Origin of the sequence: Candidatus Defluviibacterium haderslevense, assembly GCA_016712225.1 — a bacterium.
Taxonomy (GTDB): Bacteria; Bacteroidota; Bacteroidia; order Chitinophagales; family Saprospiraceae; genus Vicinibacter; species Vicinibacter haderslevensis.
Map to the genome: position 1 here is coordinate 2072663 of JADJRL010000003.1, position 14342 is coordinate 2087004.

A 14342-nucleotide genomic window follows, 5' to 3' on the forward strand; every position below is an offset into this window, starting at 1 on the left:
GTTATTTGCATTAGGATGTATTTGTATTAGGATGTAAATTATGTTCATTTTATTGTACTAAAAGTACAACGCAAGAATATTATAAAAGTAATGCTTTTAAAATAAAAAGTATTTTTATTTATTTTCATTGTAATTAATTATGATCATTTAATTAATTACATGAAGTAATGAATTAATCAATTAAACGAAACTTTCACTATGAGTTTCGAGTGTAAAAATATTATCAGACATGAACAAGAAAAATATCTAACTAAATGATCATTAGATACGTTGAATTCTGTGATTAAAATTAGAAAGATATACTTCTGACGAAGTTTCTTGCAAATGGCTCGATAAATGGTGAAAACATTGATCTGAAAACACCAAAAAACAAAGTAAGACATAAACAGAATGCTTAAATTATGAAAAAGATTAGTATTTTTATCTTTAGTATGAAAGATAAGCTAAGGACACAACTATGGAATGCAAGAAAAAATTCCATTCGGTCAATTAGCAGTGTTTTTATAACTATTTTCTTAATTCTATTTTGTACACAATGCAAGAAAGAGTCCAATGAAATATTTTCTTCAAAACAACAACTTACTTCAAGAATCAATACAAGCTGTTGGAATATTACACAAAGTGATTCAGCAATAGCTGGCACTTTTCAGCCAGGTACATATACTATTTCAAATAGTTGTATCCGTTTTACAAATCAAGATGAGTTTAATAAAACTGAATTGTTTCTGAATCATGCCACAGCAAGTGAAGTAGAATCGTGGTATAATTCTTTATCAATTCTTACCTCTGAAAAGGCATATCTAGATTTTATGGATCAATATAACTGTAATGATAGTATAACTATATATGAAATAAATGGTTTACTCAGTGCTTTTGGAAATACAATTCGATACAACTGGATAAATCAAGAGGAAATAAGCATATCGCCTAAGTTCATAACTTATTCTGCGTTTAGAAATATGGATGGTAATTTTATGATTGGAGATCAGATTGAGGCAGAATCTGATGGAGTTAGAATTACAATTTTCGATGGTAATTGGAGTAAATTGGCACAAATAAGAAATACTCCAGGATTCCCATCAGATACAGTAAGTTATGAAGGTGATACTGCGTTTATTATAGACCCAATTCTGACATCAAGAATTTCATGTGAATATGAATGCTGTCCGAATAATATATCAAGTACTGATTATTATGGTCCAAGTAATAGAAGAAGATTAAAAGTAGAGCTAGTTTGGACAAATGTAACTTCATATAGGTTATTAAATAATCCAAGAAGATATTACGCTACCCCTAAAATTAACTTAAGGTTGAATAAATTAGAATTGGATAAAAAAGATGATTTTGGTTTTTGGAGTTGTTTTAAACAGCATTTCAAATTTAATTTACGATGTGATTGGTACATTGGAGCTACAAATACATCTAAATTAGAACATTCTAATGAAAATTTAATTGTGAAGGACAATGCTTGGACTTGTAAGGTTAATGGTGATCTAAAAACTTTTGCTTCTTCCGAAATTGGTCCATTTGAAGTCAATCCTGAAGTATTTATTTGTCCATATAGAATTAATTTCACGACTTCCATATTTGATATAATAGACCAACCGCCTGTGGCAAGTTTTAGTACAGGTTGCTTAAAAGACAACAATCCATGCATTTGTTATATTTGTCCGTCAGGATATAATTTTGATTCAAGAAATTGTTTTTCAACGGTGTGTGCGAAATCACCATTTATTTGGAATAATGGTTTTTACTATAAATCTTATCCAAATGGTCCAAACGGTGGCGTTTGCCCTTATGGAGGTACATTTGACGGTTTAAATTGTTATATTGGTCCAGTACCGTCAGGATATGAAGGAAAATCGTTTGTTTATAATAATTGTTATTATGTTGTTCCGAAGTGCCCATAAATCTAATATGATAATTTTATTTCATCAAGTTTGGACAATCAAACTATTACTAATGGTAATTTACTTGATCTGGTGTGTTAATTTATCAGCTCAAAAGAAAAGAACCTTAGAATTGTTTGCAGGTCCAAACTTGACGAATGTTCAACATATAGTAAATGGTGAGAAATTATTTTTCACAACTCCTGAAAGACCTTTTTATACCATTAATTATCATTTTGGTGCTTTTATAAATGAAGGAATATTTGCAAAGGAAGATCTGAGTATTAGTTATGGTTTGAGTTTTGATAAAAGGGCATCTGCGAATACCTCCTTCAACAAATTAATAGATGAGGGATATGGATTTTTAGGATCATCAGTTCTTCTTAAATACAAGCCATTAAAAAATCGAAATATTTGTCTTGAAATTGGAACAAAATTTCAATATATAATTCACAATTCAAAATATGCATATTTAAAAGCTTTTAAAAACTTTGAATTTGATTATATTATTGGTATACAATACAAGTTGTGGAAAAATATACATATAGGGACTCGATTTTTAGAACCACTGTATATAATGAGAGACAAGAGTAATCTTGTTAGTAATGATCCTAATGTGCCGAAAGATATAAGTCAAATTAAAACTCATTCTGTTGAGTTACTCATTGTTTATAATTTGAAAATAAGATGAATTTTAACTGTAGAAAGATATTTATTTTAGTTTTCTGTTTAACCAAATTTCAATCAGCTTTGACTGCACAATCTGAGGTAATTAAATTTGGTTTTTCGTTAATTAAAAATTCTTATGATAGATTTAATTATGAATTAAATGATTCTATAGGTACAACTGGAATAGGATATACAATTGGGATTGCATATGAAATACCTGTGTTAAATCATACAAGTCTATCAGTTGGTTTCGGTTTTTCACAAAGAAATTATGAAGTAAAGTATTTTGATTGGCCAAATTCAGATAGATCTAATTGGGCTACTTTTCCTTTTCAAATTAATTATTATTTAATTAAAAATTTAGCATTTAATGCAGGATGTCAAATTGAGCACCTTATATTTAAACAAAAGTTTGTTTATTACTCAGATTCCTTGCAACACAAATCCGGATATACGAAATATGATGTTGGCTTGATTGGCGGGCTTCAATTTCGGTTCCGTAGAATTGAATTAAACGGAAGTTTTATTTATGGTTTAAGAAAAATTTCTGATACATATTTTTTTGATCCATTAAAGGGAATTGGAATCAATTCATCTGCCAAAAGTTATTCCATTAAAATAGGACTTTACTATTTATTCTACTAATTTTTTTGAATATTCAAATATTGATCTGACTTACTATAATAAATTATTTTTTATAACATCTATCCAAAAGAAATGAAATATTGAATACTTAACTGTATTTATTGACAAAACTAAATTAGAAATGCTAATTTTTAAAAGCGACCTAGGAATAAAATGATAGATCAAATTGTAGAGGCGCTTTGTTTTTTTCAAAATCCACAGTAAAATGACCCACTAAACCCGGATAGTGTTGACTCACTAAATTCGGAGTATAATGACCCATCCTAATTTTGATAAAATAAGAGAATAAGATACGTCAATAATACCAACATCAATGGCAAAGTGTTCTACCACTTAATGTGAGTAAAAATAATTTTACTAAAGGAAATTGTAAAATATTATCTAAATACTCATTAAGGTAAAACTTAATTTATTGGATCAAATAATTATTTTTTTTATAGATTTATGAAATAATATAAGTTGTGGAATTATTTTTATTCTTTACAGTGGATATTATTTCAAAAAAAGCTTTTAATTGTAAATATAATATGAATACTGGTATCTTTATAAAGATTTTATTTACAATCTTTATCGCATGGCGGACGGGATTAGATTTTCAACTTGAAAAGTTGTTGCCAGAAAATTTAAATTCCAAAATAATAGCAAAAGAGATGAGTAGGAGCCTTCCAATTTTTAAAAAAGATGCATTAACAATAACAAAAATCAACATTTAATGGAAAACGCAAACGATTTATTGAACTCTAAAATTAAGCAAGACGTAAGAATATCTATGTGTTTTGGTCTTGTTGGTAGAATTGCAAACACGGTTTCAAATAATAGACGTATTCATGCTGATGACGCATTAAAAAAAGATGGACCCTTCTATTGCTCAGAATGTTTATCTGACGTAATTGTAAGAAAATGTATTGGTAAAAGGGACCATTTTGCGCATAAAGGTCGGCTTAGTAATATATATGGCAGTGGTGAAACTCAATTGCATAAAGACTGTAAAAAGGAAATATTATTGCATTTACAGAGTGCATTCCCTGATGGAAAATGGGAAATGGAAAGACCAATTAAAGAAGATAAAGTAAAGGGACTTTCAGAATTAGTCCCTGACATAAGTGGAAGGATAAAAGGCAAACCTGTTGTAATTGAAGTTCAAAGAAGCTTTTTAAATTTAAGAACAATAACTAAAAGGACAGAACAGTATACAAAAAGAGATGTAGCCATTTTATGGCTAATTCCACTTAAAGAAAGTTTAGGAACTGAATATTTTAGACCAAGATTATTTGAAAAATTTATTCATATTATGTATTATGGACGTGTTTATTTTTGGGAAGTAGGGTATGGTGCAAAAGTTTTGCCCGTTCATTTTGGTTATGCTGAAAGATGGATTGAAGAAAATTCTTGGTTTGATGTTGAACATAGAGAAAAAAGGACAGCTGGAGGATATTGGAAATTGTTTAAAACAATTCGCGAACCAATAATGTTAGAAAATTTATTGGACATAACTAAAGACTTTATAATAGATCCTGCTAATGAATGGCAACCTGAAAATGAAGATTTGAAAGTGCCTAAAAGGCTTATATTTAGAGATAATCATAAAGAATGGTGGACAGATCAAGCTACACGTAAATAATACTAGTAAGTATTTCAAATTCTAACTATGAAGGCAATCTTAATCAATAGAAAATAGAATTAATAAACCAGATAAATGATTACCTTTTAAGTCACCCTGATGTATGTTTGCATATTATTTATAAGCCAATAGAATATATATATTGCTTGTTATAATATAAACGAAATTGTAAATTGAGATTCCAATATTTGTTGAATTGTTTTTGGGGATCTAGCTTAATATAATTTTAAGCATAATTTATTTGAAGAGAAGTATCAAAAATTTTAATATTGAAGCTGTTATTTTAAAACATTAAAAAAATTTGTAAATATTCAACTCCTTAACAGGTGTATTATATGTATTGAAATTTAGACACATATATTGAAACTTATTTAAATTAACATACCTCAAAATAAAGTCCTTTGAGATTTATTTCTCAAAGGACTTCTAAATAAATTATCGGTAGCTTAGAAAATTATCTTAACACTACCCATTTTTGAACATTTCGTTTGTAACCATTTTCTTCTAAAATAATGTAATAAACGCCGGAAGGTAAATTACTAGCATCAAACTCTGAAAATCCATGCTCATTACATGGGATTTTAACAATTTCTTGATTTGAAGCAATATTATATATTTTTATTATTGGTGAGATTGGATTTTTAACCATTTTATAATAAAAAGTCGTTAAATGAGAAGATGGATTTGGAATGGCTTGTAATGAATACATTGGAGTAGTATTTATTACCTTTTTGGAGTGACCCATTATACATTGATCCAATGAAATAGTTTGTGCAGTATTAAAAACTATTCCTTGATTTAAATCATGGACCATGAGTTGTAAAGTCGCAGTGGTAGAACTTGAAGGCATTATTAATGTGCAATGAATTCCATTTATATCATAATAATTATCTTGCATCGTACCACCATTGGCATTAACTGATTCTATTACATATTGACCATCAGGGTTATTAATTTGAGTTAGAATATTCCATGAATTAGTTCCATCACCATTTTGACCACTACAATTATTTGTAATAATTGCGAATTGATTACCATTAATAACTTGACACGTATTTGTATTTATACAAATCGGACCTAAAATACATTCTTCGTTGCAAGCTAAATTTGTAGATTTAATTCTGACATAGAAGCAAAATGGTCCTTGGCCCATAGTGCCAGTGAAAGAGATGTTATGAGTGGATGGACCATGTTCTGTTAGTGTGAAATAGTAAGGAGGTGAACTTATTACATTTGTTAATGGATACTCTATCGTAATGATTCCATTACGACAAGCACTATTCAGTATAAATGCTTCTTTAAGATATACCTCTAGATCAATGCTTATTGATCCCATACTAGGATAATTGCATTGTACTTGGTTAACTCTAAGATCACAAATGTCAGGTTCTATAGGACAACAATCGTAGTATAAAGTTTGCGTCTTTGAACATGTAATTTCGCCTTTGCACCAATGAACAGTGAATTGGACCGTGCCATTACATGAATCGCGAGGTTGTCTTACAAGACCATTTCTCAATTCAATATATGGTCCATTTTGGACTAATGTAGGGTATCGAATCCATTCTACTGGGTTAAGAAATTCTAAACCTTCTGGACAAATGTCAAAACCAGAAGGTATACGTATAACTCCAATAATTTTATAAATATCATAATCTGCAGAATCTGTATAATGATCTAGAGATGCCGCTATAGTCACATAAGATGCATTACAACTACATGGAAGTATATGAAATTTGTAAGACTTCGATTCTATCTGACAACCAAATGCATCCTTTACGACTAACTTAATCTCCTTATTTTCCATGTTTTTGGTAAGAGTCAATGATCTAGGATTAGAACCATTTGCTGAATCAACCACAACATTATCTATGAGAATTTTCCATGAGGAAGCTGGATACTCCGTTATCAAAAAATTTATTTTTTTCGGAATACCATCGAAAAATATGGAATCACAAATGTAATCTTCCCCAGTTATATTAATTCCAACTCTTGGTCTTCCTTGGATTGGTGTTACTACATACAAAAAACATCCAGATGAATCTATTAATGTTGCACCATAATTTCCTTTTTTCGAAGTCAGAATAGAAGTACCGCTAGAAATTATCCCATTTTGGTCATTCCAAATAACACTAAATTCTGGGTTGGTTTTTATTCTTAATCTAAAAGGATCACAAGTAATACTGTCATTAATTAATACAAAGTTGGTAATTTTATTTATTTTGACAACTTTTGTTATTGTTTTACAGACCACATTTCCTTTTTTAGCCTCCACCTTTATAATAATACTATCTTTATTGCTTGGCATTTGGATGGAATACTTATTATTTCCTGAACTTAATATTAGACTATTTCCATTAGTCACTTTTAAATCATAATCCCCAACCGTAAAAATTGTAAATTCTGTTAATTCGTCTGGGCATGCTTTATCAGGTCCTTCTATAGTTATTAAAGGATCATTAATCAATACTTCCTTTTGTGATTCAAACATACATCCATTGACATCAGTTATTGTTACTCTGTAACTATCACTAGAATTTATTGATATTGGATTTATCACTTGCCCTGTAGTCCATTTATATTTTTGGATAGGATTACCATAGGTTTGATTAAATTTAAGTTGGTATTGTGATCTGCAAGTATCGGGTGTACATGACACATAACCATCTAATTCATTGGGTAATATCTTGATGATTTTTTCTGCTAGATAAGTACATCCGAACTCATTGATTATCGTAAATTGTACATTATAAGTTCCTGTATCTTTAAATGTATGTTGTGGATTTTTTGTTTTGGAAAAACTATTGTCTCCAAAATCCCATAAATAGCTACTTATTTTTGGATAATTCACCGGTAGCACATTTGAAACAAAAGATATTAGATTATTTCGACAACTTGAATCCATTTGAATTATTGTTGCTGTATTCAGTTTTGGTATGAGTACATTTAATTTGCTTTCACAAGAGTTAGTGGAAATGAAAGAAACTAACCTAAGATTGACCGAATTACCCGCATATGTCAATGAATCTAATATTATCGTATCATGTATTCCAATATAAACATTATTAACATACCATTTATGAATTGGTGCGGCTCCTGAAGGATTATAGTAAGTACCGGAAGCATACGCTATGAGCTTGTATGCAGTTCCATTGCATTCCCATTTATAGATTATATCCGGAATAGTATAGATAATACCTGATCTACTAGCTACTGTATCACAAATCTGAACTATAGAATCTCCATCAATGCTCTTTCTACCTGCTACTAGGTCAATTCTGTATGGGCCCGCATTCTGAAAGGTATATTGTTGATCTAAAAGTTGGAATGGGAATTCAATATTTCGAACAACAGGATTGGAATTACCTTCGAATATTTGCCATTCTTTGTATACGATATCAGAATCTCCAAAGACTGCTATTGTGCCTTCATAATTAGCAGTATTACATTTGTCAAAGTATAATGTATCTATACTTATCTGGATTTCTTTGGCATTACAGATGACTGGAGGAACATCCTCACAGGCCAATAATGTTAATGTGTCAGGAGTAATGCATGGGATATTCCCTATGGATTCAATAATGATCTGAAGCTTGAATTCAGTACCACTAAACTGATTCCCATAGATGAGTAAGGTAGGGGAAGTAGAATTTACAGTATACCACAGCTGATTATTCCGATTGATAGTGAATCGATAATCCCCACTATTGGGTACTCCAGATGCAGAGAATTTTACATACTTCATAAAATGTATGTTCGGTGGAATACACAATAATTCATCACAGGTCTGAATCAAAGCAGATTCATGAGGACATATCTCTGCATATACGAATCTCAATTTATGCTTTGGATAAATGTGAATATTATAGAATGTAGGATTTTGAATGATGCATGAATAGGGTTGTGTAGCTTGGACAGTTACGTTATAATTATTATCTTGATTAAAATGATGCCATACTGAATCTGAAGAGGTAGTCACTGTAGCTGAACCATCTCCAAAATCCCATATATATGAATTACTATAATGATGGGACAGATATAGTAATGTAGAATCGCCAAGACAGTTGTTCACATAATTAATCTTCATGGTATCTCCTAGATTAAAATACACTATTTTATCCTTGGTTAAGGATTTATCATTACAATAATGGATGACCAGTCTAATTATAGCAGTCTGAAGTCCATTTAGATTACTCCATTCTACTGTCATACTATCATTATGGTATGAAGTAATTCTTCCTGCTTCAGAAGGGATAATACTCCATTCATAAGTATCTGCAGTGGATTCACTGCATGTATAATCATTCATAGATTCTACACATACTGTATCCGAACCAAGAATATCAATGGTGGAGATATTCTTCAATAATACTTCCAATGAAGTATACTCAGAGAGACATCCATTGAATTCTCTTCGCACCTTAAGTACTTTATCAGCGGTGGTATCGAGCCATGTGACTATTACAGCGGCATTAGCAGTGTCAATGATTATTCCATTCTCGATCTCCCAAGATATTTTATTTGAACCTACCTTATCTGAGGAGTATCTGTACTCAGTATTGGGACATATAATATTAGGACCCAAAATCGAAAAAGGTGGAAGTACAGGATCCATAACTTTGAAGTCTTTGGTAGTCGTACAAGTCATACTTTGTCCCATATCTATTATGACCTCTATATTGTAATGATCATCTGATTGGGTCAAGTATTGATGAGGTATCGTAATAACGGAATCAGAAGTCGTATATTCGTATTGAATAATACCGTTGAGTTTTAATATTACATGTTTATTACTCACAGACATCCCAGGTGCAATGATAAAAGTAGCATCTTCTCCATAACATAACTCAGTATCTCCATTAACACTAAAATTATATACAGTTATATTGGTCGAACTCTGATAAGTGCTGCAGGCAGGAATGGATGATTTAACCTCACAGCTTAATGTAAATGTTCCGGTAAAAGATAAAAAATTTGTAATACAAGTGGGCTTGGTAGAATCAATTAAGCTTATATTTCCTGAACCATTCTTTGATGATATTCGCCATATATAGCTTGCGTTAGGAATTGGATTAATGGAAAAGCGCTGTTGGAATTGCCCTGAACAAAAATAGACCTCACCTTTTATGGGATTATCTCCTCCCATGATATAGACTTTATAGAATTCCTCTTCATCGCAAACTCCGGTAGAACATCCGGATTTAGTGATTCTGATGATTCCATAACCAGATGAAGGATCTTTATCCCATAAGATGGTACAACTATCATTTGATACATACTGTATTGTACCACCTTCTACACCCCACTGATATGAAGTGCATAAATTATTGGTAGTATATGTTATTGATTGTCCCTTACATACTACATTGGTGAATTGGTTAAGAGATGAATTTCCATCTTCAATAGTAAGCTCCATGGATTCCGAATGACTGCATCCGTATTGATTGGTTACCGTGAGTCTGACCGTATAATTCCCACTGGTTAAAAAGGTATAATTATAGGGTGAATAGTAAGTTTGGGAGGAAGATTCTATTACCTGATTATTAGACATTACAGACCATTCATAGTTATTGAATAATGAAGGTGGAGCTGATATGGCTGGCGGATCTGCTTTAAAAGTAATTTCTGAATGTGTACAGAAATTCCTAGAAGAACTGGAATCTATTCTAAAGCTAAACTGAGGCAGGTCAAGTAAGTAGATTCGTTTGCATACCTTCTCCATACATCCATTAACATCATTCGTGATCTCTACACATACATCAACCATCTGTTCTAATCCCATAATAATATTTATGGAATGAGAGGTACTGTCTACAATTATAGAATCATTATAAGTCCACCGATAAGAATAATTAATAAGATGTCTGGTAATAAATTGTAATAGATCGCCTTTACAGGCTTGATTTTCGGTTTTTTCCGGAGGTTTTGGAAAATATTCTAATGTAAAATATTCGAAGTCTTTTATATTAATAGTCAATGTACATGTTCTTAACAGATTACCATTGACATCTCGGACTTCAGCCACAAGTGATTCTGTTCCTGCTTTAGTCCATAAGATAGTTACAGAATCATGGTTTACACTAATAATCCTGCCTTTCATGTTCTGAAGCTTCCAGTTTACTTTCTCACCAGCTGATATTCCAACATCATATTTATAAACATTATTCCGGCATACGGACGCTTCACCATTGATGGTACAAGCTTGGGCTTGGAGTAAATGGGTGTCAAAAAAAACAAACAGAAGAAAGAATAAATACAGATTTTTCATAATATGATTGATTTAAATAATGAATCAAAAATTTATGAGTTCTGAGTTTTACAAAAATAAAAATTGAGGATGGTTTAGGGGCTCGTCAAGATAAGACCATTATGCAAATATAATCAAATGCACATATTAATGTAAATATTTTCTTAAATTATAATAAATTTGTAAATTAATAAGGTAGCACTAAGCATCAAATACACCATAAAGAAGGTCTAATTTAAATGATGAAAGTATTGTTTTCAAGGTTATTATACATATTCGTCCTATTCCAAAGTACTATATCTTTAATCTATGGACAGCAATATACATCCACCATTCCATCAGACTGTCCATCTGGATTAGAGACTTCGATCTGGTATATGGGTACTCATGGGATAGATTGGCGATCTGGCACACCTCAGCCGGATTCATTCTTCTACAGTGCCATAGGTATAGGAGAAGGCCACTCCAGTATCTGTGATAAACAGGGCAATCTACTCTTCTACTCAGATAATGATTACATCTATAATCGGAATCATCAGATCATGGCAGGGTGTCCCCGATTCTCAAATCGATCCTCTGTCATGTGCGCCATTGTCCCCATGCCTGGAAGTGATTCCTTATATTATTTTTTTACCCCAGATCAATTTCCTACCATAACTGGACCACCATATAAATTGAGATGCGTCCAGATAGATATGAGTCAGGATAATGGACTTGGCGCAGTAGTTACTCCAGAACTGATGCTTATAGATTCCAGTTCCGAACAAGTGCTGGCAGTTAAACATTGTAATGGACGTGATTGGTGGATAATCTGTCAGAATGCAGTAACAGAGGTCTTTTATTCATTCCTATTAGACACCAGCGGCATTCTATTCAATCAAAAAGTAACATCTACCTCTGGGAACATACATAATATATCAAATGAACAGTACAAAACAGGAGAGTTAGCGATATCCAATTCAGGTGAATACCTTATTGAATGTACTGTAGGACATCCTAGTCAAGTAGAATTGCATCAATTCGATCCAAGTTCAGGCATAATCTCAAACGGGTATGAATTGTTTGACACCATAACAACTGCCAAAAATAGAAAATATCTCACATGTGCTGCATTTTCGGCTGATGACTCCAAAGTTTATCTTACTGGTGCAGATACATTTGATGCAATATTTCAAGTAGACCTTCAGGATCCTGATTCTTTGGTGGTACGGCAGCGTATTAACAGAATAATACAACAATTAGGTTTTGGCGTAGGGGGACCCGTTCTAGGCAGAGATGATAGAATGTACATTACCACATTCATGAAGTTTTTTAAAACACTACATGTCATCCATCAGCCCAATGAGTATGGTCAGGCCTGTGAACTTAAGCTTAATGACTTCTATCTGGGAGGTAAGTCAGGTCTAAGTGCACCGAATTTCGCAGTAGGATTAGAAAGGCCCTATAGGGCTGTAGTTCAGGGAAAGAAAATTATATGTAAGGATAGTGTGGCTCATTTTCTTGTGAAAGAGGCCTGTCCACATATAACAGAATGGATGCTACCTGATGGAGGAGAGATTAGGCACAAGTTTGGTGACTCCCTTGAAGTTATGTTTCCTGATACAGGAGTATATCGCGTTATAGCTTCTTATCCGATACGATGTGGATATAAGTCTGATACCCATAGGGTACAGGTTAATCGCTGTCATTGCGCCCACCAATTTAGTCTGATACAAGCTGATACATCAGTTTGTATAGGGAATACTTCGACAATAGCATTTAATACGAATGCAAGTTCATATCTTATAGACGGTATCAAGCTCTCTAATCCTACTGTAACACTAATTGACCTTAAGAAAGATACATTGTTAAAGATCTATTTAACTTATCCTGACGCTTGTGATACTGTAATTAATATTAAAATTCGTGTGATTCCTATCGATAGTAGTCAGACAATAATGGAATTCTGTACTGGAGACTCCGTGTATGTCCAGGATCAATGGTATCACCAAGATGGTGAACTAAGAATATTGGACATTAATCAACAAGGGTGTGATTCTATAATTCTAATCAAATTAAAGACAAAGCGAACAGAATCATTTACCACTAATTATAAAATCTGTGAAGGAGATTCTATCTGGATATTTACGCCAAATGGGGGTAAGTGGATAAGATCAAATGAAAACGATACTATATTATGGCAGAATCAAGATGGTTGTGATTCTGTTTATATATATCAAGTATCTGTTATTCCTTCATATCATGAGACAGTAAGCATGTATAAGTGTAATCTAGATTCCATATTCTACCAAGGAACTTATTTTTTGAAGGATACTTCATTTCTGAACTACTATACCAGCCAATATGGTTGCGATTCTATTGTTAGAATTAACATCATTAATTATCCTAATTCTATAGCTACGCATACCATACATAACATCTGTAATGGGGATTCTATACAAATAGATAATATTTGGTATCATGACTCGATCACCATAATAACTCAATTCAATAATCAATATGGTTGCGATTCATTCCATATGACACAAGTAAAACTCTTTCCCATTCCTGAACCTACAGCTATTACATTCTATTTCTGTATTGGAGACTCGGTCCAGATTGAGCAAATATGGTATACTACTGCCAGTGAATTCACTGTTCATAAATCGAATATGCATTCTTGTGATTCAGTAATCCATTATACAGTTATTCCATACGAAGATATTTATGTAGATCTTGATGATACCTTAGAATTAATTAGTGGAGGCACGCACACATTAAGCGGTTTACATTCCATGAATGTAACTAGATTCAGATGGTACCCATCAGAATATTTATCTTGCATTGATTGTCCGAATCCAGAAATTAAGGCTATTCAAGATGGAACTTATTATCTAGAAGTAAGTGATGGTAATGGATGCACAGCAATAGATTCTATATTTATTCATGTCAAGAATCTAACTTCAGAAATATTTATTCCAAATATATTCTCACCGAATGCAGATTCCAAAAATGACACATGGAATATAACATTCTCAGATTCCAGAAGTAAAATAATTACTTTACAATTGTTCGAGAGATGGGGACAACAAGTATACTCCTGTGAATCCTATCCTAATGGCATGGGATCGAATTGTAATGGTTGGGATGGGATGGTGAATAACCGTCTATGTCTACCTAATGTATATATTTATTTAATTAATTGGGAGAATGGTGCAGGGGAACGATTTTTAATTAAAGGAGATGTGACGTTGTTGAGGTAATCATTTTTATCAAGATAAACTTTATTAAA

Annotated in this window: 7 protein-coding genes; 6 read left to right on the top strand and 1 reads right to left on the bottom strand. The window is 32.0% G+C overall.

The genetic code is table 11. The features are described 5' to 3' along the window. Positions 1-401 precede the first annotated feature (401 nt). The 5 genes from IPK88_08370 to IPK88_08390 all read left to right on the top strand — a co-directional run bounded on the left by IPK88_08370 (position 402) and on the right by IPK88_08390 (position 4824). On the top strand, positions 402-1910 hold the full coding sequence (locus tag IPK88_08370; GenBank protein ID MBK8243426.1) for a hypothetical protein: 1509 nt from the start codon (positions 402-404) through the stop codon (positions 1908-1910). 52 nt (positions 1911-1962) lie between these two features. Further along, positions 1963-2580, top strand: a complete 618-nt coding sequence (locus IPK88_08375; protein ID MBK8243427.1) for a hypothetical protein — start codon at positions 1963-1965, stop codon at positions 2578-2580. Positions 2581-2639: 59 nt separating this feature from the next. Next, positions 2640-3203 carry an outer membrane beta-barrel protein gene (locus tag IPK88_08380; GenBank protein MBK8243428.1) on the top strand — a complete coding sequence of 188 codons (564 nt, stop codon included), beginning with the start codon at positions 2640-2642 and terminating at the stop codon, positions 3201-3203. Positions 3204-3664: 461 nt separating this feature from the next. Then, positions 3665-3916: a hypothetical protein gene (locus IPK88_08385; protein ID MBK8243429.1), complete on the top strand. Its 252-nt coding sequence runs from the start codon at positions 3665-3667 to the stop codon at positions 3914-3916. Beyond that, the gene (locus IPK88_08390; GenBank protein ID MBK8243430.1) at positions 3916-4824 is read left to right on the top strand and encodes a hypothetical protein; all 909 of its coding nucleotides are present in this window, start codon (positions 3916-3918) and stop codon (positions 4822-4824) included. The genes IPK88_08385 and IPK88_08390 overlap by 1 nt, the downstream gene beginning before the upstream one ends. A 454-nt stretch (positions 4825-5278) precedes the next feature. On the opposite strand, the gene IPK88_08395 is transcribed toward IPK88_08390, so the two are convergent. Beyond that, complete coding sequence (locus IPK88_08395; GenBank protein ID MBK8243431.1) at positions 5279-11092, bottom strand: PKD domain-containing protein; 5814 nt, start codon at positions 11090-11092, stop codon at positions 5279-5281. Positions 11093-11313: 221 nt separating this feature from the next. On the opposite strand from IPK88_08395, the gene IPK88_08400 reads away from it, so the two are divergent. Then, the gene (locus tag IPK88_08400) at positions 11314-14313 is read left to right on the top strand and encodes a gliding motility-associated C-terminal domain-containing protein (GenBank protein MBK8243432.1); all 3000 of its coding nucleotides are present in this window, start codon (positions 11314-11316) and stop codon (positions 14311-14313) included. Positions 14314-14342 lie beyond the last annotated feature (29 nt).